The 20168-nt window shown below is 69.7% G+C and carries 18 protein-coding genes; 9 read left to right on the top strand and 9 right to left on the bottom strand.

Annotation, left to right across the window (positions count from 1 at the left end):
• Positions 1 to 32: 32 nt before the first annotated feature.
• Positions 33 to 1439 carry a family 2B encapsulin nanocompartment shell protein gene (locus GSY65_RS25120; RefSeq protein ID WP_159772847.1) on the bottom strand — a complete coding sequence of 469 codons (1407 nt, stop codon included), beginning with the start codon at positions 1437 to 1439 and terminating at the stop codon, positions 33 to 35.
• 282 nt (positions 1440 to 1721) lie between these two features.
• Here GSY65_RS25120 and GSY65_RS25115 point away from each other — a divergent pair, with 282 nt between their 5' ends.
• Positions 1722 to 2312, top strand: a complete 591-nt coding sequence (locus GSY65_RS25115; protein ID WP_159772844.1) for an N-acetylmuramoyl-L-alanine amidase — start codon at positions 1722 to 1724, stop codon at positions 2310 to 2312.
• A gap of 108 nt (positions 2313 to 2420) precedes the next feature.
• Complete coding sequence (locus tag GSY65_RS25110; protein ID WP_159772842.1) at positions 2421 to 3344, top strand: 1-aminocyclopropane-1-carboxylate deaminase/D-cysteine desulfhydrase; 924 nt, start codon at positions 2421 to 2423, stop codon at positions 3342 to 3344.
• Between the two features lie 228 nt (positions 3345 to 3572).
• Here GSY65_RS25110 and GSY65_RS25105 read toward each other — a convergent pair whose 3' ends face one another.
• Entirely contained in the window at positions 3573 to 5168 is a 1596-nt protein-coding gene (locus GSY65_RS25105; RefSeq protein WP_159772840.1) for a Na+/H+ antiporter, read from the bottom strand.
• Between the two features lie 61 nt (positions 5169 to 5229).
• Here GSY65_RS25105 and GSY65_RS25100 point away from each other — a divergent pair, with 61 nt between their 5' ends.
• The 3 genes from GSY65_RS25100 to GSY65_RS25090 all read left to right on the top strand — a co-directional run bounded on the left by GSY65_RS25100 (position 5230) and on the right by GSY65_RS25090 (position 7394).
• Positions 5230 to 5490: a UBP-type zinc finger domain-containing protein gene (locus tag GSY65_RS25100; protein WP_159772838.1), complete on the top strand. Its 261-nt coding sequence runs from the start codon at positions 5230 to 5232 to the stop codon at positions 5488 to 5490.
• Positions 5491 to 5832: 342 nt separating this feature from the next.
• Positions 5833 to 6246, top strand: coding sequence for an anti-sigma regulatory factor (locus GSY65_RS25095; protein WP_033525425.1), 414 nt, complete (start codon positions 5833 to 5835; stop codon positions 6244 to 6246).
• Between the two features lie 17 nt (positions 6247 to 6263).
• Entirely contained in the window at positions 6264 to 7394 is a 1131-nt protein-coding gene (locus GSY65_RS25090; RefSeq protein ID WP_380965520.1) for an RNA polymerase sigma factor SigF, read from the top strand.
• Between the two features lie 87 nt (positions 7395 to 7481).
• Here GSY65_RS25090 and GSY65_RS25085 read toward each other — a convergent pair whose 3' ends face one another.
• On the bottom strand, positions 7482 to 7934 hold the full coding sequence (locus tag GSY65_RS25085) for a hypothetical protein (RefSeq protein WP_159772834.1): 453 nt from the start codon (positions 7932 to 7934) through the stop codon (positions 7482 to 7484).
• A gap of 138 nt (positions 7935 to 8072) precedes the next feature.
• Between GSY65_RS25085 and GSY65_RS25080 the strand changes: the two genes are divergently transcribed.
• Both GSY65_RS25080 and GSY65_RS25075 read left to right on the top strand, forming a co-directional pair.
• Positions 8073 to 9044, top strand: a complete 972-nt coding sequence (locus GSY65_RS25080) for a diacylglycerol/lipid kinase family protein (protein ID WP_159776379.1) — start codon at positions 8073 to 8075, stop codon at positions 9042 to 9044.
• Positions 9045 to 9362: 318 nt separating this feature from the next.
• On the top strand, positions 9363 to 9620 hold the full coding sequence (locus tag GSY65_RS25075; protein ID WP_003992873.1) for a WhiB family transcriptional regulator: 258 nt from the start codon (positions 9363 to 9365) through the stop codon (positions 9618 to 9620).
• Positions 9621 to 9840: 220 nt separating this feature from the next.
• Here the strand turns inward: GSY65_RS25075 and GSY65_RS25070 are convergent, their stop codons facing one another.
• Positions 9841 to 11316 (bottom strand): sensor histidine kinase, encoded by a 1476-nt coding sequence (locus GSY65_RS25070; RefSeq protein WP_201452667.1) that lies wholly within the window; start codon positions 11314 to 11316, stop codon positions 9841 to 9843.
• 686 nt (positions 11317 to 12002) lie between these two features.
• A complete protein-coding gene (locus GSY65_RS25065) occupies positions 12003 to 12659 on the bottom strand; it encodes a TetR/AcrR family transcriptional regulator (RefSeq protein ID WP_159772832.1) in 657 nt (218 codons plus the stop codon).
• Between the two features lie 407 nt (positions 12660 to 13066).
• On the opposite strand from GSY65_RS25065, the gene nagB reads away from it, so the two are divergent.
• Positions 13067 to 13852, top strand: a complete 786-nt coding sequence (gene nagB / locus GSY65_RS25060; protein WP_159772830.1) for a glucosamine-6-phosphate deaminase — start codon at positions 13067 to 13069, stop codon at positions 13850 to 13852.
• Between the two features lie 150 nt (positions 13853 to 14002).
• Here nagB and GSY65_RS25055 read toward each other — a convergent pair whose 3' ends face one another.
• The 4 genes from GSY65_RS25055 to GSY65_RS25040 form a co-directional block, all read right to left on the bottom strand.
• Positions 14003 to 15535, bottom strand: a complete 1533-nt coding sequence (locus tag GSY65_RS25055) for a glycoside hydrolase family 3 protein (protein WP_159772827.1) — start codon at positions 15533 to 15535, stop codon at positions 14003 to 14005.
• Positions 15536 to 15542: 7 nt separating this feature from the next.
• On the bottom strand, positions 15543 to 16385 hold the full coding sequence (locus GSY65_RS25050) for a carbohydrate ABC transporter permease (protein ID WP_159772824.1): 843 nt from the start codon (positions 16383 to 16385) through the stop codon (positions 15543 to 15545).
• A complete protein-coding gene (locus GSY65_RS25045) occupies positions 16382 to 17374 on the bottom strand; it encodes a carbohydrate ABC transporter permease (protein ID WP_159772821.1) in 993 nt (330 codons plus the stop codon). The genes GSY65_RS25050 and GSY65_RS25045 overlap by 4 nt, the downstream gene beginning before the upstream one ends.
• Before the next feature lie 259 nt (positions 17375 to 17633).
• Positions 17634 to 18911: an extracellular solute-binding protein gene (locus GSY65_RS25040; RefSeq protein WP_159772818.1), complete on the bottom strand. Its 1278-nt coding sequence runs from the start codon at positions 18909 to 18911 to the stop codon at positions 17634 to 17636.
• A 368-nt stretch (positions 18912 to 19279) separates the two neighbouring features.
• On the opposite strand from GSY65_RS25040, the gene GSY65_RS25035 reads away from it, so the two are divergent.
• Entirely contained in the window at positions 19280 to 20044 is a 765-nt protein-coding gene (locus tag GSY65_RS25035) for a GntR family transcriptional regulator (RefSeq protein WP_055518975.1), read from the top strand.
• The last annotated feature ends 124 nt before the right edge of the window (positions 20045 to 20168 follow it).

Below are 20168 nucleotides of genomic sequence, written 5' to 3'. Positions count from 1 at the left end.
GGAGGCCGCGGACGGCGGCGGTTCGGATGAGGTCACCGCCAGCGGCCGATCTCGACGTTCTCCAGAACGCCGAGCGCGTCGGGGACGAGGACCGCGGCCGAGTAGTAGGCCGTCACGAGGTACTTGATGATCGCCTGTTCGTTGATGCCCATGAAGCGCACCGACAGGCTGGGCTCGATCTCGTCGGGGATGCTCGCGGCGCGCAGGCCGATGACGCCCTGGTCCTCCTCCCCGGTACGCATGGCGATGATCGAGGTGGTCCTGGCCTCGGTCACCGGGATCTTGTTGCAGGGGTAGATAGGCACACCGCGCCAGGTGGGGATGCGGTTGCCGGCGATGTCGACGGTCTCCGGGACGAGTCCGCGCTTGTTGAGCTCACGGCCGAACGCGGAGATCGCGCGCGGGTGGGCGAGCAGCAGCCTGGTACCCCGGCGGCGGCTGAGCAGCTCGTCCAGGTCGTCCGGGCTGGGCACGCCGTCGTGCGGCTGGAGCCGCTGGTCGTACTCGCAGTTGTGGAGGAGACCGAAGTCCCGGTTGTTGATGAGCTCGTGCTCCTGACGCTCCTTCAACGCCTCCACGGTGAGCCGGACCTGCTGCTCGGTCTGGTTCATGGGCTGGTTGTAGAGGTCCGCCACGCGTGTGTGGATGCGCAGGACGGTCTGGGCGACGCTCAGTTCGTACTCACGGGGCGCGGCCTCGTAGTCGACGAAGGTGTGCGGGATGTCGGGCTCACCGCTGTGGCCGGCGGCGAGTTCGATCGCCTTCTCGCCGTACTTGTTGGTGCGCTGCTCCGGGATGGAGCGCAGCTGCTGCAGGTGCTCACCGAGGCTCTCGGAGCGCTCCGCGACCTGGTCGACGGCCTGGCGCGGCAGGACGAGCACCGTGCACGCGGTGACCGCGCGGGCCGTGTACTCCCAGATCGCGTCGGCGTCGAGCAGCGCCTGCTCGCCGAAGTACGCCCCGTCGGCCAGCACTCCGAGCACCGCGTCGTCGCCGTAGGGGCCCGTGCCGATCTTCTCGACCTTGCCGTGCGCGAGGAGGAACACCTCCTCCGCCTGGCTGCCGAACTCGGCGAGCACCGCGCCCGCCGCGAACTCCCGCTGCTCGCACCGCTGGGCCAGCTCGCCCAGCACGTCCACGTCCTCGTAATCACGCAGGGCCGGCAGTTCACCGAGCTCCGCGGGGATGACGGCGACCTGGTCGCCCGTCTTCACAAAGGTGATGCGGCCGTCCCCGACCGCGTAGGTGAGCCGCCGGTTCACCCGGTACGTGCCACCCTGCACGTTCACCCAGGGCAACATGCGCAGCAGCCAGCGGGAGCTGATCTCCTGCATCTGGGGCGCGGACTTGGTGGTGGTGGCCAGGTTCCGGGCAGCGGCCGTGCCGAGACTCTGCTGCGGCCGGTCCTGCTGCGTACGGACCTCTTCGCCTACCGACATACGGATTTTCCCCTCCGGGTGTGCACTGATCGCGGTCACCGATCTCGCCACCAGCCTGACATCACGGAGCGTGCCGATGCTATTACCCGAAAGAGCGGGAATGGATCTTACGAAGAGTGGGCATATCGGAGGACTTTGTCTACCCGCGCCGGCTGTTTCGGGAGATGACCGGATCGGCTCGCACGCAATACCGACACCTGACCTCCGCACGCAGACCTGGGTACAAGCCTGCGTACGAGGCGGCCGTACAAGCGGCCGTCGCACCGTACGAAGGAGTCGGTCATGGCCCCACCCATGTCCGCTGCCAGATTTCTCAGCATCCTCAAGAACGAGGGCGTCACGGTCGTCGAGGTCGGTGACTGGGAGCATCACAACCGCAATCACAAGGGGCCGTGGGGCCCTGTCCACGGCGTGATGATCCACCACACGGTCACCTCCGGCAGTGAACGCACCGTCCGCATCTGCCGCGACGGCTACTCGGGGCTCCCCGGCCCGCTGTGCCACGGCGTGATCACCAAGGACGGCCGCGTCCATCTCGTCGGTTACGGCCGCGCCAACCACGCCGGCAGCGGCGACGACGACGTCCTGCGGGCCGTGATCGCCGAGACCGCGCTCCCCCGGGACAACGAGGCGAACACCGACGGAAACCGCCACTTCTACGGCTTCGAGTGCGAGAACCTCGGCGACGGTCTCGACCCGTGGCCCGAGCGCCAGCTCGAAGCGATCGCGCGGGTGTCCGCCGCCGTCTGCCGCCATCACGGCTGGACGGAACGTTCCGTCATCGGCCATCTCGAATGGCAGCCCGGGAAGGTCGACCCCCGCGGATTCACCATGGCCTCCATGAGGAGCCGCATCCGCGACCGCCTCCAGTAGCCCCTCACCCCGCGCCCGTGCGCGTCCCTCGACGACGGGCGCGCGCGGGCATCGAGGCTGAGCGGGCACGCACGCGGGCGTCGGGGCCGGGCGGCCGATCACGGACAGATGTCCGACAATGGCCGCGTGAGCAGCCCCGACCCCACCTCCGCCCTGCACCCCCGGCTGCCGTCCCCCCTCCAGGAGATCGTGGACGACCGCTTCGCCCAGCACGGCGTCCGGCTGCTCCTGAAGCGCGACGACCTGATCCACCCGCGGCTCGTCGGGAACAAGTGGCGCAAGCTCGTGCCCAATCTGACCGCGGCGGCAGGCAGTTCGCTCCTCACCTTCGGGGGCGCGTACTCGAACCATCTCCGCGCCACCGCCGCCGCCGGCCGCCTCCTCGGCCTGTCCACCGTCGGCGTGGTCCGCGGCCAGGAACTGGCGGACCGCCCCCTCAACCCCTCCCTGGCCCGCTGCGCCGCGGACGGCATGCGCCTGCACTTCGTCGACAGATCGACGTACCGCCACAAGTCCGACCCGGCCACGCTGGCCGCCGTCCTCCGCGCCGCCGACGCCGAGGGGGCCTACGTCGTCCCCGAGGGCGGCAGCAACGCCCTCGCCGTTCGGGGCTGCCGCGAACTGGGCGCGGAACTGCGCGGTCGCGCCGACGTCGTGGCCGTCGCCTGCGGTACCGGCGGCACCCTCGCTGGCCTGGCCGCCGGTCTGGGCCCCGACCAGCGCGCTCTCGGGATACCCGTTCTCAAGGGCGGCTTCCTGGAGGAGGAGATACGGCGGCTGCAGGAGAGCGCCTTCGGCTGCCGCCGCGGCCACTGGGACCTCGACGACCGCTTCCACTTCGGCGGCTACGCCCGCACCACACCCGTCCTGGACGCCTTCGCCGTCGACTTCGAGTCCCGCCACGGACTGCGCGTGGAGCGTCTCTATGTCGCCAAGATGCTCTACGGACTTGTCTCCCTGACGGAGGAGGGCGCCTTCCCGCGCGGGACGACGCTCGCCGCGGTGATCACGGGCAGCCCGCTCCCCGTGTGAGCGCCGGGGAGCCCTCCTGGCAGGGGGACCTTCCAGGCGCCTTCAAGCCGCACGTCCCGGCAGCTGGTGCCGCGGCAGGCAACGTTTGCCCGTCGAGGAGCGGCGTCCGCTGCGTGCTCTCGGCGTACCGGGCGCACGTCCTCATACGGGATGTACTCGGGCCTGTGCCCGGTGCGGCGAGAGTGCGGGCCGGGCGTCGCGACGGGGCTAACGTTGCCCGTCGCGGCACTAGGAGACTTCGCGGTAGGCCGCGGCCTCCTCCAGGTCCAGTCTGCGCAGCAGTGTCCGCAGCATCTCGTCGTCGATGTAGCGGCCGTCCCGCAGCGTGACGAACACCTCACGTTCGGCGCCGATCATCTCGCGGGAGAGCCGGCTGTAGGTGTCGTCGCTGGTCTCCCCGGTCACCGGGTTGACGGCGCCGAGACGTTCCCACACGGCGTTGCGGCGCCGCTCCAGGACGGTGCGCAGCCGGTCGACCAGCGGCGGCGGCAGGGCGTTGTGCTCGTCCGCCAGGAGTTCGTCGAGCCGCGCCTCGGCGATCCGGGAGGCCTGGGCCTGGGCGTTGGCCTCGGCGAGGGTCTCGGCCTGCACGTCACGCCCCGGCAGCCGCAGGATCCGGATGAGCGGCGGCAGTGTCAGCCCCTGGATGACGAGCGTCCCGATCACCGTCGTGAAGGTCAGGAACAGGATCAGGTTCCGCTCGGGGAAGTCCTCCCCGCCGTGCACGGTGAGCGGGATGGAGAACGCGATGGCCAGCGAGACGACGCCGCGCATACCGGCCCACGCGATGATGAAGGGCCCCTTCCAGGTCGGGTTCTCCTCGCGGGCACGGATCCGCGCGGACAGCATCCGGGGCAGGAAGGTCGCCGGGTAGACCCAGACGAACCGGGTCACGACCACGATCAGGAAGACGGCCACGGCGTACCAGGTCGCGCGCAGCCCTTCGTTCTCGCCGAGCCCTTCCAGCACGACCGGCAACTGGAGCCCGATGAGCGCGAAGACCGCCGATTCGAGCAGGAAGGCGACCATCTTCCACACGGCCTCCTCCTGGAGGCGGGTCGCGAAGTCGACCTGCCAGTTGCGATAGCCGAGGTAGAGGCCGACCACGACCACGGCGAGCACTCCGGAGGCGTGCACCCACTCGGCCAGCCCGTACGCGACGAAGGGGATCAGCAGGGAGAGCGTGTTCTGGAGCAGCGCCTCCTTCAGGTGGGTGCGCAGCCAGTGGATCGGCATCATCAGCAACAGGCCCACCGCGACGCCGCCGACCGCCGCCACCAGGAACTCGACGATCCCGCCGGCCCAGCTCGCGCCCTCCCCGATCGTTGCGGCGAGGGCGACCCGGTACGCGGTGATCGCGGTGGCGTCGTTCACCAGGGACTCGCCCTGGAGGATGGTGGTGATCCGCGACGGCAGCCCGACCCGCCGGGCGACCGCCGTCGCCGCGACCGCGTCCGGGGGCGCCACCACCGCGCCGAGCACCAGGGCGGCCGTCAGTGGCAGCCCGGGCACGATCAGATAGGCAGCCCATCCGACCGCGAGGGTCGCGAACAGGACATAACCGACCGACAACAGCGCTACCGGACGCAGTTGGGCCCGCAGGTCGAGATACGAGCTCTCGGTGGCGGCCGTGTACAGCAGCGGGGGCAGGACCAGAGGCAGGACGATCTCGGGGTCGAGTTCGTAGTTCGGCACGCCGGGCACGTACGACACGGCGAGCCCGGCGGCGACCAGCAGCAACGGGGCCGGCACCGGCGTGCGCCGGGCGGCGCCGGCGACCGTCGCACTACCGGCGATCAGCAACAGCAAGGGCAGGAAATGCATCGCTTTGCGCCGCCTTCGTTTTCCGCGCGAGCTTCCGCGCACCCGTCGTAACCTGGCCATCATGAAACAGTGCACGCACGCGGACGCACTGCCGCAGCCCGAGCCGGCCCCGCTGACCGAGACCTGTCCCGAGTGCGAGGCCGCCGGGACACACCCGGTGCAGTTGCGGAAGTGCCTGGAGTGCGGGCACGTGGGGTGCTGCGACTCCTCGCCGATGCGACACGCGACCGCGCACCACAAGGAGACCGGCCATCCCGTGATGCGCACCTTCGAGCCGGGGGAGACCTGGCGCTGGTGCTTCGTCGACCACGTGCTCGTATGAGGGCGGGAAAACGAACAGGGCCCCGGTGAACACGCCGACGACGTCGCACGACGGAACCATGTCACGCCGTGACACGTCGACGTACTCGTGTGACACGGTTCGGCGGTCGGACGCCTGGGTACGTCAAAGCGGCGCGCGCTCTTCCTATTTGAGGTCCACAGACCCCTAGCCACCGAGCGTGTTCATGTGCTTACTATGAGTGACGGCGTGGGGCTGGGTCGCCGGGACCCCAAGGACACGGCGCTCGGGAGCGCGATAGCGTCACCGCTGAACCACATAGCGCGTTACCCCGGGGGGCGACCCTCGGCCCCTGAAAGAGCTTGTACCACCTTGGAGGTGAGGGTGTCCCAGATCGCAGGCGAGCCCGGGACCCAGGACTTCGTGGAAGTCCGGCTGCCGGCCGCGGGTGCCTACCTGTCGGTGCTGCGTACGGCGACGGCCGGCCTCGCGGCCCGTTTGGACTTCACCCTCGACGAGATCGAGGATTTGCGCATCGCGGTCGACGAGGCCTGCGCGATCCTGCTCCAGCAGGCCGTGCCCGGCTCGGTTCTCAGCTGTGTCTTCCGCCTCGTCGACGATTCACTGGAGGTCACGGTCTCGGCCCCGACCACGGACGGTCACGCGCCCTCGCGCGACACCTTCGCCTGGACCGTGCTGTCGGCCCTCGCGGGCAAGGTCTCCTCCGCGGTCGCCGACGACAAAACCGTTTCGATCAGCCTCTACAAACAGCGCGGCGCCGGACCCGGGCCGGCGTGAGGAACGGGGACGGGCCGGTGCGGGACGAAGAACGCGGCACACGGGGACTTCCCGCGAAGGAGGTCGGCCCCGTCGGGCCGGCACACCTGACGGACGGCGTCGACGGCATTCCCGAGCAGGCCCGGCCGCACCCGGAGGACGACTCCTCGACGGCGGCCGGACCCTCGCGGTGGACGGAGCCGGCCGAGGAAGAGGACGAGGCGCCCTCCGACGTGCGACGGGAGCCGGAGGACGTCGCACGGAGCACCACGTCCTCACGAGGGCGGACTGGGGCCTCCCCCGCTCGAGCACAGTCGAGCGCTGGGGGAACGGTGACGGCGGGCGGGACTATGAGCGAGCACGAGCGACACGACGAGCTGGACGCGCGGATCGCGCGCAGCGCGCAGCACGATCCTCAGGACCGCAGCGGGGCGCGCGCCCTGTTCGTCCAGCTGCGCTCCCTGCGGGAGGGCAGTGCGGAGTACGCGGAGCTGCGCAATCAGCTGGTCCGGATGCATCTGCCGCTCGTGGAGCACCTCGCGCGCCGGTTCCGCAACCGCGGTGAGCCGCTGGACGACCTGACGCAGGTCGCGACCATCGGTCTGATCAAGTCGGTCGACCGTTTCGACCCGGACCGCGGGGTGGAGTTCTCCACGTACGCGACTCCGACGGTCGTCGGCGAGATCAAGCGCCACTTCCGCGACAAGGGCTGGGCAGTGCGGGTGCCACGTCGGCTGCAGGAGCTGCGCCTGGCGCTGACCACGGCCACGGCCGAGCTGTCCCAGCAGCACGGCCGTTCCCCGACGGTGCACGAGCTGGCCCAGAAGCTGGCCATCTCGGAGGAGGAGGTCCTGGAGGGCCTGGAGTCCGCCAACGCGTACTCCACGCTGTCACTGGACGTGCCCGACACCGACGACGAGTCGCCGGCCGTCGCCGACACCCTGGGCGCCGAGGACGAGGCGCTGGAGGGGGTCGAGTACCGGGAGTCCCTGAAGCCTCTCCTGGAGGACCTCCCGCCGCGCGAGAAGCGGATCCTGCTGCTGCGGTTCTTCGGCAACATGACCCAGTCGCAGATCGCCCAGGAGGTCGGCATCTCCCAGATGCACGTCTCGCGTCTGCTGGCCCGGACGCTGGCCCAGCTGCGGGAGAAGCTGCTCGTGGAGGAGTGACAGCCCTCTCCCGCGGAGCCACGGGCGGCACCGCGATCCCGCCCTCGGTCCGGCACCGCGGGGCGGTGGGACGCGGTGGACGTCCCCCTAGTGCTTGTTCTCCTCCGCCCGGCCGGGCCCTTGGATGCCGAGGGCCTGGGTCGTCGCCGGGTTGATCAGCAGCACCAGCGCCGTGATCGCGACGACGGCCAGGACGATTCCCGCGGGGATCGCGACACTGTCCGCCCGGAGCAGGTTGTACGCCACCGGCAGCGCCATGATCTGCGTGATGACGGCGGGCCCCCGGCTCCAGCTGCGCCGCAGCAGCAGTCCGCGCGCGGCGATCAGCGGCAGCAGGGCCAGCGCGATCAGGGTGAGGCCCCCGGTGACGCCGGTGCTGAGGTCACCGGAGTCACCGGTGAAGCCCACGACGAGCATGGCACCGCCGCCGACCAGCAGGGCGATCCCCTCCAGCCCGGCCAGTGCCGCCGCGGCGGTCAGCCGCCCGGGGCGGGGCGCGGCGTCGGAGGTGTCCGGCGTGGGGTTCTGCTGAGGGCTCACCCCTGAAGGGTAGCCCCGGCGCCCGGACGCACACCGGCGCCCCGCACGCCCCCACGTGCTCATCGTCACTACACGATCTCCCCCTTGATCCGCACCTCGGTATGGGACGAGTACCGCTCAGTAGGTACGCTGCAACGCATGCGTGCACTTCTCGTGGTCAACCCGGCGGCAACCACCACAAGCGCACGTACGCGCGATGTCCTGATCCACGCGCTGGCGAGCGAGATGAAGCTCGAGGCGGTCACCACCGAGTACCGCGGCCACGCCAGGGACCTCGCCCGCCAGGCGGCCGAGGGCAAGGACGACATCGAACTGGTCGTCGCGCTCGGCGGTGACGGCACGGTCAACGAGGTCGTCAACGGCCTGCTGCACCAGGGCCCCGACCCGGACCGTCTCCCCCGCCTCGCCGTGGTCCCCGGCGGCTCCACCAACGTCTTCGCCCGCGCTCTGGGCCTGCCCAACGATGCCGTGGAGGCCACCGGCGCCCTGCTGGACGCCCTCCGGGAGAACCGCGAGCGCACGGTCGGGCTGGGCATGGCCTCGGGCACCCCGGGCACGGAGGACGAGGCGGTCCCGTCACGCTGGTTCACGTTCTGCGCCGGCCTCGGTTTCGACGCCGGTGTGATCGGCCGGGTCGAGCAACAGCGCGAGCGTGGAAGGAAATCCACACACGCTCTTTACCTTCGTCAGGCATTCCGGCAGTTCCTGGAGGAGCCTCACCGCAGGAACGGCACGATCACCCTGGAGCGGGCCGGCGAGGAGCCGATTTCCGATCTTGTGCTGTCCATAGTCTGCAACACGTCCCCGTGGACGTTTCTCGGCAATCGCCCGGTGTACGCGTCACCTAAGGCTTCGTTCGATAAAGGCCTCGACGTGCTCGGTCTCAGCCGCATGTCGACGGCCGCACTTGCCCGATATGCCACGCAGTTGCTCACTTCGTCCCCCGAGCGTGGACCCCATGGCAAGCACGCCACCACTGTGCACGACCTGACCGACTTCACCTTGCATTCGAAGGCGCCCCTCCCCCTCCAGATGGACGGCGACCACCTCGGACTGCGTACGAGCGTGACGTTCACAGGCGTACGCCGTGCACTGCGTGTGATTGTGTGAGCGGAACGGGCAAAAGTCCTTCCACTCGAACGTTTAGGCCAGGATCCACCCCATGGAAGTACGGCTGTGACACAGTCGACACCGAGGAATCAAAAAAAACTTTCCGGAAGGGGTTGTATCCGCCGCTGAGGTTTGCGAGTCTCTACGTGGCGCTCGGGACAGCCCGCAACACCGGCTCAAGCAAGCGCCAGAACCCCTCCTCACATCACAGGACCACACCAGTCCGTCTGGTGATCGGCCCTTCACTTGTTGAGGGATTCGTGAAAGCGTTCACATTCACAAGCAACGTGCATGTAAGACCAAGGAGAGGTAGCAGCCATGGACTGGCGTCACAACGCCGTTTGCCGCGAGGAAGACCCCGAGCTCTTCTTCCCCATCGGCAACACCGGTCCTGCGCTGCTGCAGATCGAGGAAGCCAAGGCTGTCTGCCGTCGCTGCCCGGTGATCGAGCAGTGTCTGCAGTGGGCGCTTGAGTCCGGCCAGGACTCCGGCGTCTGGGGTGGTCTCAGCGAGGACGAGCGCCGCGCCATGAAGCGCCGCGCCGCCCGCAACCGGGCCCGTCAGGCCTCCGCCTGACAATCCCACCCAGCAATAGCCTGAGCTTGGCGGCGCGTACAGCGAGTACGCATCTCCCGCTCCCGAGCCGCAGCGCGCAGTGCCCCCGGTGCGCCTAATCAGCGACGAGCCCGAGCCCCGGACCACAGGATGGTCCGGGGCTCAGTGCTGTCCGCCGCGGACCAGCAGCCGGGGCGGGCTACTCAGGTGGCGCTCGTACGGCACCGCCCCCGGCGCGCCCCTACTTCTGGGCGCGGACCGGGATGTCGAGGATGACCTGCGTCCCCTGCTCGGGTGCCGGGACCATGTCGAAGGTGCCGCCCAACTCGCCCTCCACCAACGTCCGGACGATCTGCAGGCCGAGGTTGCCGGAACGGTGCGGGTCGAAGCCCTCGGGCAGGCCCACGCCGTCGTCCTGGACGGTGACGAGGAGGCGGCTCTCCTTGGTGGTTCCGCCGCGCACGGCCGACACCTCCACGGTGCCGGTCTCGCCCTCGCGAAAGCCGTGTTCGAGGGCGTTCTGCAGGATCTCGGTGAGGACCATGGACAGCGGGGTGGCCACCTCCGCGTCGAGGATGCCGAAACGTCCGGTGCGCCGGCCGGTGACCTTGCCCGGTGAGATCTCGGCGACCATGGCCAGCACCCGGTCGGCGATCTCGTCGAACTCCACCCGCTCGTCCAGATTCTGGGACAGCGTCTCATGCACGATCGCGATCGACCCGACCCGCCGCACGGCCTCCTCCAGGGCTTCGCGGCCACGCTCCGACTCGATGCGCCGGGCCTGGAGCCGCAGCAGCGCGGCGACCGTCTGGAGGTTGTTCTTCACCCGGTGGTGGATCTCCCGGATGGTCGCGTCCTTGGTGATCAACTCGCGTTCGCGACGGCGCAGTTCGGTGACGTCCCGCAAGAGCACGAGCGAACCGATGCGCGGCCCCTTGGGCTTGAGGGGGATCGCCCGGAACTGGATCACGCCTTCGTTCGACTCGATCTCGAACTCGCGCGGCGCCCAGCCGCTCGCCACCTTCGCCAGCGCCTCGTCCACCGGCCCGCGGGACGGGGCGAGTTCGGCGGTAGTACGCCCGAGGTGGCAGCCCACGAGGTCGGCGGCGAGACCCAGTCGGTGGTAAGCGGACAGGGCGTTCGGGGAGGCGTACTGGACGATGCCGTCCGCGTCGAGCCTGATCAGACCGTCACCGACCCGCGGTGAGGCGTCCATGTCGACCTGCTGGTCGGGGAACGGGAACGCGCCGACGGCGATCATCTGGGCCAGGTCGGACGCGCTCTGGAGGTAGGTGAGCTCCAACCGGCTGGGGGTCCGCACGGTCAGCAGGTTGGTGTTGCGCGCGATGACGCCGAGGACCCGGCCCTCCCGGCGGACGGGGATGGACTCGACCCGTACGGGCACCTCCTCACGCCACTCCGGGTCGCCCTCCCGCACGATCCGGCCCTCGTCGAGCGCGACGTCCAGGAGAGGGCGGCGGCCACGTGGGACCAGGTGGCCGACCATGTCGTCCTGGTACGAGGTGGGCCCGGTGTTGGGGCGCATCTGGGCGACGGAGACATAGCGCGTGCCGTCGCGGGTGGGGACCCAGAGGACGAGGTCGGCGAAGGAGAGGTCGGAGAGGAGCTGCCACTCCGACACCAGCAGATGCAGCCACTCCAGGTCGGAGTCGCTGAGGGCGGTGTGCTGGCGGACGAGTTCGTTCATGGAGGGCACGTGTGCGAGCGTACCTGGCGGTACGGACATGCCTGGAAACGGCGGGCTGCGCCCCGCTGGACGCCGGCCCGACGACTACCGCCCGGGCCCCGGAAGCACCCGCGGGCCGCGGCGCCTGAGAGGGACCCTCAACCCTCCCGGCACCGCAGCCCGGAGCAACATCGGCCGTGGGGTGTGCGGTCCCGCGACCGAAGGATGAGGAGCCGGAGCAGTCAGGGCAGAGAGCGCCGGTTCCTCGGTCCGTCTTCCTGTGCGGGGAAGACGGAGGTCTGTGACGGTGGTGCTCACAACTGATCGTCTACGCGGGAGCGCTGATCGATCAGATGCCTATCACGCCATTCTTGACTAGACCACTGCGTGTGTCCATGCGTTGGCGGATGTTTGTTGGTGTTCCCTGGCCGGCCGTATGTCGAGGGCGGGGCAAGGTTCCACAGGTAGCGTAGCCCGGTTCCAGGGGGTGCCGGACCGGAATGCCGTTGGCCGCCGAGCGGAATTCCATGGTCAGGCGAAGTTCGCGCACCGCTTCTCCTGGGCGAGCGGGCCTCGGGGCGGGGTGAGCACGGGTCTGGGCGAGTGGCTTTGCGGCTGGCAGGCAGGGGGCGGGCGCCTCCGGCCGGGCGGCCGGGCCTCACGACGGGGCGGTGTCACGGAGGCGACGTCGCGAGGGGGCCGAGGTGCGTCACGCCTCACGCGTCGGACATGGGCCGGGGCGTCGATGTGGCGGCGCGGGTGGAGCGTGCGGGGCGGGGCCAGACCGCCATCGCCAGTTCGGCGACCGCCTCCAGTTCCTGCCTGGTCGCGCCGTCCCGCGCCTGCTGCGACATGCCCTGGATGATCACGCCGGTATGGCGGGCGAGCGCGGAGACATCCGTGTCGGCGGGCAGTTCACCTGTCGCGATGTCCGCTCTTATGCGGCTCTCGAAGACGGTGATCCACGCGTTGCGCTTGGCGCGGAGGGAGTCCTCCACCTCACGGCTGGTGCAGTTGGTGGCGGCGTGGACCACCAGACAGCCGTGGGGATGGGCGGGGTCCGTGTACGCGACGGCGGCCTCGCGCAGTATCCGCTCCACGGCGGCCCGCGCGGTGGGCTCCTCCTCCAGGGCCCGGTCGGTGAACGAGCCATACCGGCTGTCGTACTCGCGGACCACCTCTTCGAAGAGGGACCGCTTGTCGCCGAATGCCGAGTACAGGCTCGGGGCACCGATGCCCATGACACGGGTCAGGTCGGCGACCGAGGTGGCCTCGTAACCGTTCTCCCAGAACGCCAGGACCGCTTTCTCCAGGGCGGTCGCACGGTCGAAGGAGCGAGGGCGGCCGCGCTGCTTGCTCTCCTTGGTCACCATGGGGCCGATTTTATAGCGGACACTAGACAAACGTCAGCGGCCGGGCCTACGGTGATTTCTGTAGCGACCGCTAGGAATTACGAGGAGGGGGCCGACATGAGTGCACCCACAGACGGGACACTGCTCGCCACCGGGGACGACAGGGGTATCGGGCGAGGCGTCGCCGCGCGACCGGGACGTGGCGGCGCACGAGCAGCGGCACACCGCGACAGGGGTGACGGCGACCACACCACCACCGCCTCGCCGGATCCGGTAGGGACGACAGGGTCGCGACCTGGAAGGACGGCCGCACCCACGTGACGCGGGACACATCCGTCAATCGCCCGCTCTGCTGATAGATTGGTCTAAACCACACACTATCTCCCCACTCCCAGTGGAGTTCCCCTCTTAAGATCGGCAGGGCCAGCGTGGAAGTTGTCATCGTTCCGGATGCCAAGGCGGGTGGCGAACTCATAGCCGAGGCGATGGCGCAGTTGCTCCGACGGAAGCCCGACGCGCTGCTCGGCGTCGCCACGGGGTCGACCCCGCTGCCCGTCTACCAGGCACTCACGGCGAAGGCACGGTCCGGTGCCGTGGACGTCTCCAGGGCTCGGATCGCCCAGCTCGACGAGTACGTGGGGCTGCCGGCCGACCACCCCGAGTCGTACCGCTCGGTGCTGAGCCGGGAGGTGCTGGAGCCGCTGGGACTCGGCATGGAGGCGTTCATGGGGCCGGACGGCACCGCCGTGGACATACCGGGGGCCTGCGCGGCGTACGACAGGGCCCTGGCCGAGGCGGGCGGCGTGGATCTGCAGCTGCTCGGGATCGGGACCGACGGCCACATCGGGTTCAACGAGCCGTGCTCGTCCCTGGCCTCCCGGACCCGCATCAAGACGCTCACGGAGCAGACCCGCATCGACAACGCGCGGTTCTTCGGCGGGGAGATCGAGCAGGTGCCGCACCACGTCATCACCCAGGGCATAGGCACGATCCTGGAAGCACGCCACCTGGTGCTGCTCGCCACCGGCGAGGGCAAGGCGGACGCGGTCGCGGCCACCGTGGAGGGACCGGTGGCGGCGGTGTGCCCGGCCTCGGCGCTGCATCTGCACCCGCACGCCACGGTGGTGGTGGACGAGTCAGCCGCGTCGAAGCTCAAGCACGCGGACTACTTCCGGCACACCTACGACAACAAGCCCGACTGGCAGGGCATCTGACGCGGCCGGTACGCGCGAAGGCGCCATGGCCCGGGAAGGAGGGGCCGTGGCGCCTTCGTGTTGTGCGGCTGGGGCCCGCCCGCCTCACCGCCGGCAGCGGGGGACCTCTCCCCCGGCGGCCGCTCCGGGCACGTCGGACGGCGGGGCGCGCTACCGGGCGCTCATGATGACCTCGGCCGCCGCCCGTCCGCAGACGCGCGCCGCTCCGTGGGTGGCGATGTGGAGGGCGCCGCGGGGCGGTGACTGGGGGACGCCCATCTCGACGACGATGGTGTCGGTGCGGGTGGCGAGGAGGACGTCGAGGGCATCGCCCATCCAGGGATGGCGGTGCTCGTCGCGGACCACGGCGACGATACGCCGGGTGCCGGCCGCCGCGAGGGCGGAGGCGCCGGCGCTGTCGCCCGCGAAGGTGCCGGTCTCGGTGCCGGGGAGGAGACGCGCGAGTTCCGCGCCCACACCCCAGGGGGTCTCGTCGCCGACGGCGATGTTCGCCACCGGGGTGAAGGCCGCGACGTACAAAGGCTGGGCGGGGGGCTCGTACGGCTGCCGGGCGAAGGTCGCCCTCAGTGCGCGCCGGGCGGCGACGAGCCCGATCTCGCCCAGATCCGGGCGCCCCGCGTCCGCTTCCCTCGCCTCCGCTTCCCCGGCCGCCCGCCGGGTCCACTCGGCCAGGGCCCGGACGCGGCTCGCCGCGTCCGCGAGACGCTCCTCGGGAAGGGTGCCCGACCGCACGGCGGCGACCAGGGCGTCGGCCAGGCGCCGCACGGTGTCGTCGTCGGCGAGGCCGCCGCCCACGCAGATGGCGTCGGCACCGGCGGCCAGGGCGAGGACGCTGCCGTGCTCGATGCCGTACGTACCGGCGATGGCCCGCATCTCCATGCCGTCGGTGACGATGAGGCCCTCATGGCCCAGCTCGGCCCGGAGCAGGTCGGTGAGGATGCCGTGGGACAGGGTCGCCGGGCGGTCGGGGTCGAGGGCCGGGACGAGGATGTGGGCGCTCATGACGGCGCGGGTGCCGGCGGTGATGGCGGCGTGGAAGGGCGTCAGTTCGCGGGACTTGATCAGAGGGCGGTCCGCGTCGATGCGGGGCAGGGCCAGATGGGAGTCGACAGCGGTGTCACCGTGTCCCGGGAAGTGCTTGGTGCATGCGGCGACCCCGGCGGCCTGGAGACCGGTGACATAGGCGGCCGTGTGACGGGCGACCAGATCGGGATCGGCGCCGAAGGAGCGGACGCCGATGACGGGGTTCGCCGGGTTGGAGTTGACGTCGGCGGAGGGAGCCCAGTTGAAGTTGACGCCGCATTCGGCGAGGCGGCGGCCGAGGGCGAAGGCGACGTCCCGGGTGAGGTCGGGGTCGTCGACGGCGCCCAGGGCGTGGTTGCCGGGGACGGAGGAACCGGTGCGGACCTCCAGGCGGGTGACGTCGCCGCCCTCCTCGTCGATCGCGACCAGGACGTCCTCGTGCTCGGCGCGCAACTGGGCAGTGAGGGAGGAGAGTTGTTCGGGAGAGGTGATGTTGCGGCCGAAGAGGCCGACGGAGGCGAGGCCCTCACCGAGGCGGCGCAGCAGCCAGTCGGGGGCGGTGGTGCCCGTGAAGCCGGGCTGGAGGACGGTCAGCGCGTCCCGGGTGAGGCCGTCCTGCCCCGAGTGGGAGCCGGTCGAGCCGGTGGCGAATGTCGTCATCGGGTGGTTATCCCTTCACGGCGCCCGCGGTGAGGCCCGCGGCCATCTTGCGCTGGACGAGGAGGAAGAGGACGACGATCGGCACGGCCATCATCGTGGAGCCGGCCATCATCGGGGCGTATTCGGTGCCGTGTTTGGTGGTGAAGTTGCCGAGCCAGACGGTGGCGGTCTGGTTCTGCTGGCTCATCAGCATCAGGGCGTACAGGTACTCGTTCCATGCCTGGATGAAGGCGTAGACCGAGGTCGCCACCATGCCGGGCGCGAGCAGGGGGAAGACCACGCGGAGGAAGGCGGTGGTGCGGGAGCAGCCGTCGACCATGGCGGCCTCCTCCAGCTCACGCGGGATGTTGACGATGAAGCCGCGCAGGGTCCACACCGTGAACGGGAGGATGAACGTCAGATAGGTGATGACGAGGCCGGTGAGGCGGTCGTACTGGCCCAGGTCGTTCAGGAGCAGGAAGACCGGGATGATCATCGCGACCAGCGGGACCATCTGGACGGCCAGGATGCCGACGATCACCACCTTGCGGCCACGGAAGGCGAAGCGGGAGATGGCGAGGGCCGCCAGCATGCCGACGACGATACCGATCACGACGACCGTCAGGGACACCACGAGGCTGCGGCCCACGGGGCCCCAGAAGTCGGCGATGTCCAGCGCGCGGCTGAAGTTGGAGAGGGTGACGGACGTCGGCAGGAGGCTGGGGTCCGGGTCGATGGCGTCCTCGGCCGGTTTGAACGCGGTGTTCAGCATCCAGTAGACCGGGAAGCCTGCGGTGACGAAGACGAGGAGGCCGAGGAGGTTCCAGCCGAGCCTGGACCCGCGGCGACCGCGGGCGGTGGCTGTGCTCATTCGACCTCTCCGATCTTCAGCATCTGGCGCATGTAGACGCCGATCACGCCGAGCAGCAACAGCACGGTGAGAAGCGCGATCGCGGAGCCCTGCGCGTAGTCGTTGACCACGAAGGCCCTGTCGTACGAGTAGGTGGTGAGCAGTTGGAACTCGGCCTCCGGGTGGCCGTTGCGCATCACGAAGACCTGCGGGAAGACCCCCATGTCCCAGATGACGGAGAGCGTCGTGAGCATCACGACGATCGGCTTCAGGATGGGGAGGGTGACATAGCGGTAGACGCCCCACGCGCCGGCGCCGTCCAGGCGGGCGGCCTCCTCCAACTCCTTCGGCACCTGGGTGAGTCCGGCGCTGAGGGTGATGACCACGAACGGCACGGCGCCCCACACCACGAGCAGGGTGATGACGGCGAGGCCCTCGGGGCCGCTCGCGAACCAGTTGTGGCCGATCATGTCGACGCCGGGGAGCTTGCTGAGGAGTGCGTTGAAGATGCCGTAGTCGGAGTCGAACAGCCACTTGAAGACGGTGGTGGCCACGATGATCGGCATGCCCCAGCTCGCCACGAGCGCGATGTTGATGAGGGTCTTCACCCAGCCCGAGACCCGCTGGAGCAGGAGGGCGATCAGCATGCCGATGACCATGGTGAACACGACGCAGGCGGCGGCGAAGACGACGGTCCGTACGACGACCGTCCAGAACTCGCCGTCCCCCAGCACCTTGGCGAAGTTGTCGAAGCCGACCGACTCCGCCGGCTGGAAGCCCCACAGCTGGGACTGGCCGAACTTCTGGAAGGAGAGCGTGACCAGACGGACCAGGGGGTAGCCGAGGACGACGGCGAGGACCAGCAGGCAGGGGGCGAGGAGCGCCCAAGGGACCGCTGCTCCGCCGGAACGCTTCGGGCCGGGGGCCGAGCTCGCCGCGGCGGGTGGTCCTGGCGGCGCCTGCCGCGGTGGCGGCACCTTGGTCGGAGTGGTCGTGTCTGCGGCACTCATCGCGCGCTCCTAAAGCAAATGAAGAGGGAGCCGATCAACGCCCCGCCGGCCTCGCCCCGTCCGGAGCCGGACGGTGAGGCACCCGAGCAGGGGTGCGGGGAGCCGCGCGACGAGCCACGACGCACGGGCGGCGCCCCCACGGCCCTTCGCGGCACCGGCGTGGGATCCGCCGGTCGGCTGAGGGCGCCCACGGACCGAATCCGTGGCACCCCCGGTCGGGCCCGGCGTCCGTGGACCCGGCCCGAGCGGGGGTCGACCATCACTTGGTGTTGATGACCTTGTCGATCGCGGCGTCCGCCTCCTTGGCGGCCTGCTCGACCGTCTTCTTGCCGGTGCCGATGTTCTGGAGCATGGTCTGGAGGATCTGGGCCTTCTCGACCTGGCCCCAGCCGGGCGCCATCGGGACGAACCAGTTGGACTCGGCCGCGGTGGCGGGGACCGCCGTCGCGGGGTCGTCCTTGAGGGTGGCGAGGTCGGTCTTGTTGTTGGGCAGGTTGCCCTTCTCCATCAGCCCCTTCTGGCCGGCGGGGCCGGTGAAGGCGTTGATCCACTCGGCGGCGACGTCCTGTGCGTCGGACTTCACGGGGACGGCGAGGTCGGAGCCGCCGAGGAAGACGGGCAGGTTCTTGCCGGACGGGCCGGGCATCACGAAGTTCTCGACATGGCCGGCGAGCTTGCCGGTCTTGTCGTTCTCCTTGGCCGCGGCGGTCGCGCCCTCCCACGCGGGGGAGAAGATCATGCCGGACTTGCCCTGGCCGTAGACGATGTACCGGTCGGACTCGTCCTTGGTCTTGTCGCCGTGCATGTAGCTGTCGACGACGTTCTCGAACTCCTTGAGGCCCTTGACGGACTCCGGGGAGGAGAGGTTGGCCTTCCACTGGCCGCCCGACTCGACGGCTATGGAGCCGCCGGCGTCGTAGACGAAGGACATGGCCGCGTACCAGTCACGGGTGGGCTGGTACCAGGCACTGAACTTGTCGCCCTGCTTCTTCTGGAGCTTGTCGAGCGCGGCGGTCAGCTCGTCGTACGTCTTCGGCGGGGACTTGACGCCGACCGCGGCGAAGACGTCCTTGCGCCAGTTGGCGACGCGGCCGCCGGCGTAGTACGGGACACCGTAGGTCTTGCCCTCGTAGGTCACGGAGGCCTTGAGGCCGTCGAGCCAGGCGCCGGAGTTGTCGAACTTCGCCGGATCCACGGGGGCGAAGGCACCCTTGACCATGTAGGCGAGCATCTCGGTGTTGCCCATCTCGACGACATCGGGGGCCTTGTCGGTGGCGAGGACGGCGTCCAGCTTGGCGTTCTTGTCGGGCCAGCCGTAGTACTCGTGCCTGATCTTGATGCCGGGGTGCTTCTTCTTGACCGCCGCGTCCGCGGCCTTGACCAGATCCGGCCAGTTGTTCTGCGCGTCGACGGTGAGCCAGACGGTCAGTTCCTTGGTGTCGGCCGCCTTGTCCGAGCCCCCGCTCTCGCCCCCGCACGCCGCGACGGAGACCATCAGGCCCGCCACACAGATCGCGGTTGTCAGCTTGCGCTTCACGCCACCCTCCTCAGGGATGCCATTCCTCAGGGATGCCACAAACCCCCCTGCTCCCCGCGGTGACAGACGTACCGCCCATGGGGCCGGGACCTGGACCAATGGTGTAGACCAGTACGCCGGAGCTTGGCTCAGACCAATCGACGTGTCAAGGGTGCGCGAACCAGCCCCCACCAGCCGTTATGCGACCTACATATGCAAGAACCTTTATGTAAGAAGCCAGCGAAAACCGAGCGCTTGAGTCACACTCTTCGGGTAGACCACTGCACCTTCTCGGAAGAGATCCGCGGAGCCCTCTCCGTGGACTAGACCAGCGAGGGCTCTGCGGGTATACAGAAGGATCACGCCACTAGGAGCCGGGAAGGCGGAGCATGAGCACCGACGTCAGCAGTGCGGAGAACGAGAACGGGGCGAACGTCCGTACCGCGCGTGTGCCCAAGTACTACCGCCTGAAGAAGCACCTGCTGGACATGACCGAAACCCTGCCGCCCGGCACGCCGGTCCCCCCGGAGCGGACACTCGCCGCCGAGTTCGACACCTCGCGCACGACCGTGCGGCAGGCGCTGCAGGAACTGGTGGTCGAGGGTCGCCTGGAGCGCATCCAGGGCAAGGGCACGTTCGTCGCCAAGCCGAAGGTCTCCCAGGCCCTGCAACTCACCTCGTACACGGAGGACATGCGCGCCCAGGGCCTGGAACCGACGTCCCAGCTGCTGGACATCGGCTACGTCACCGCCGACGACACCCTCGCCGGGCTGCTCGACATCACGGCGGGCGGACGGGTCCTGCGGATCGAGCGGCTCCGCATGGCCAACGGCGAGCCGATGGCCATCGAGACAACCCATCTGTCCGCCAAGCGGTTCCCGGCCCTGCGCAGGTCACTGGTCAAGTACACGTCCCTGTACACCGCGCTCGCCGAGGTGTACGACGTCCATCTGGCCGAGGCCGAGGAGACCATCGAGACCTCGCTGGCCACCCCGCGCGAGGCCGGACTGCTCGGCACGGACGTGGGCCTGCCGATGCTGATGCTCTCCCGCCACTCCGTGGACAAGGAGGGCCAGCCGGTGGAGTGGGTGCGGTCCGTCTACCGGGGCGACCGCTACAAGTTCGTGGCGCGCCTCAAGCGCCCGCAGGACTGACCGGTCCGCGGCGCCCGGCCCCCCGCGGCGGCAGCCGATCCCCCGCACCAGCCGCCGTCCCGTGCGCCGGAATGGACGCACGGGACGCAATACCTCCGCAACTCCGTTATGCGAACAGGGGTTA

The organism is Streptomyces sp. HM190 (assembly GCF_009857135.1).
Lineage (GTDB): Bacteria > Actinomycetota > Actinomycetes > Streptomycetales > Streptomycetaceae > Streptomyces > Streptomyces heilongjiangensis.
This window is presented reverse-complemented; position numbering and strand designations above follow the sequence as displayed.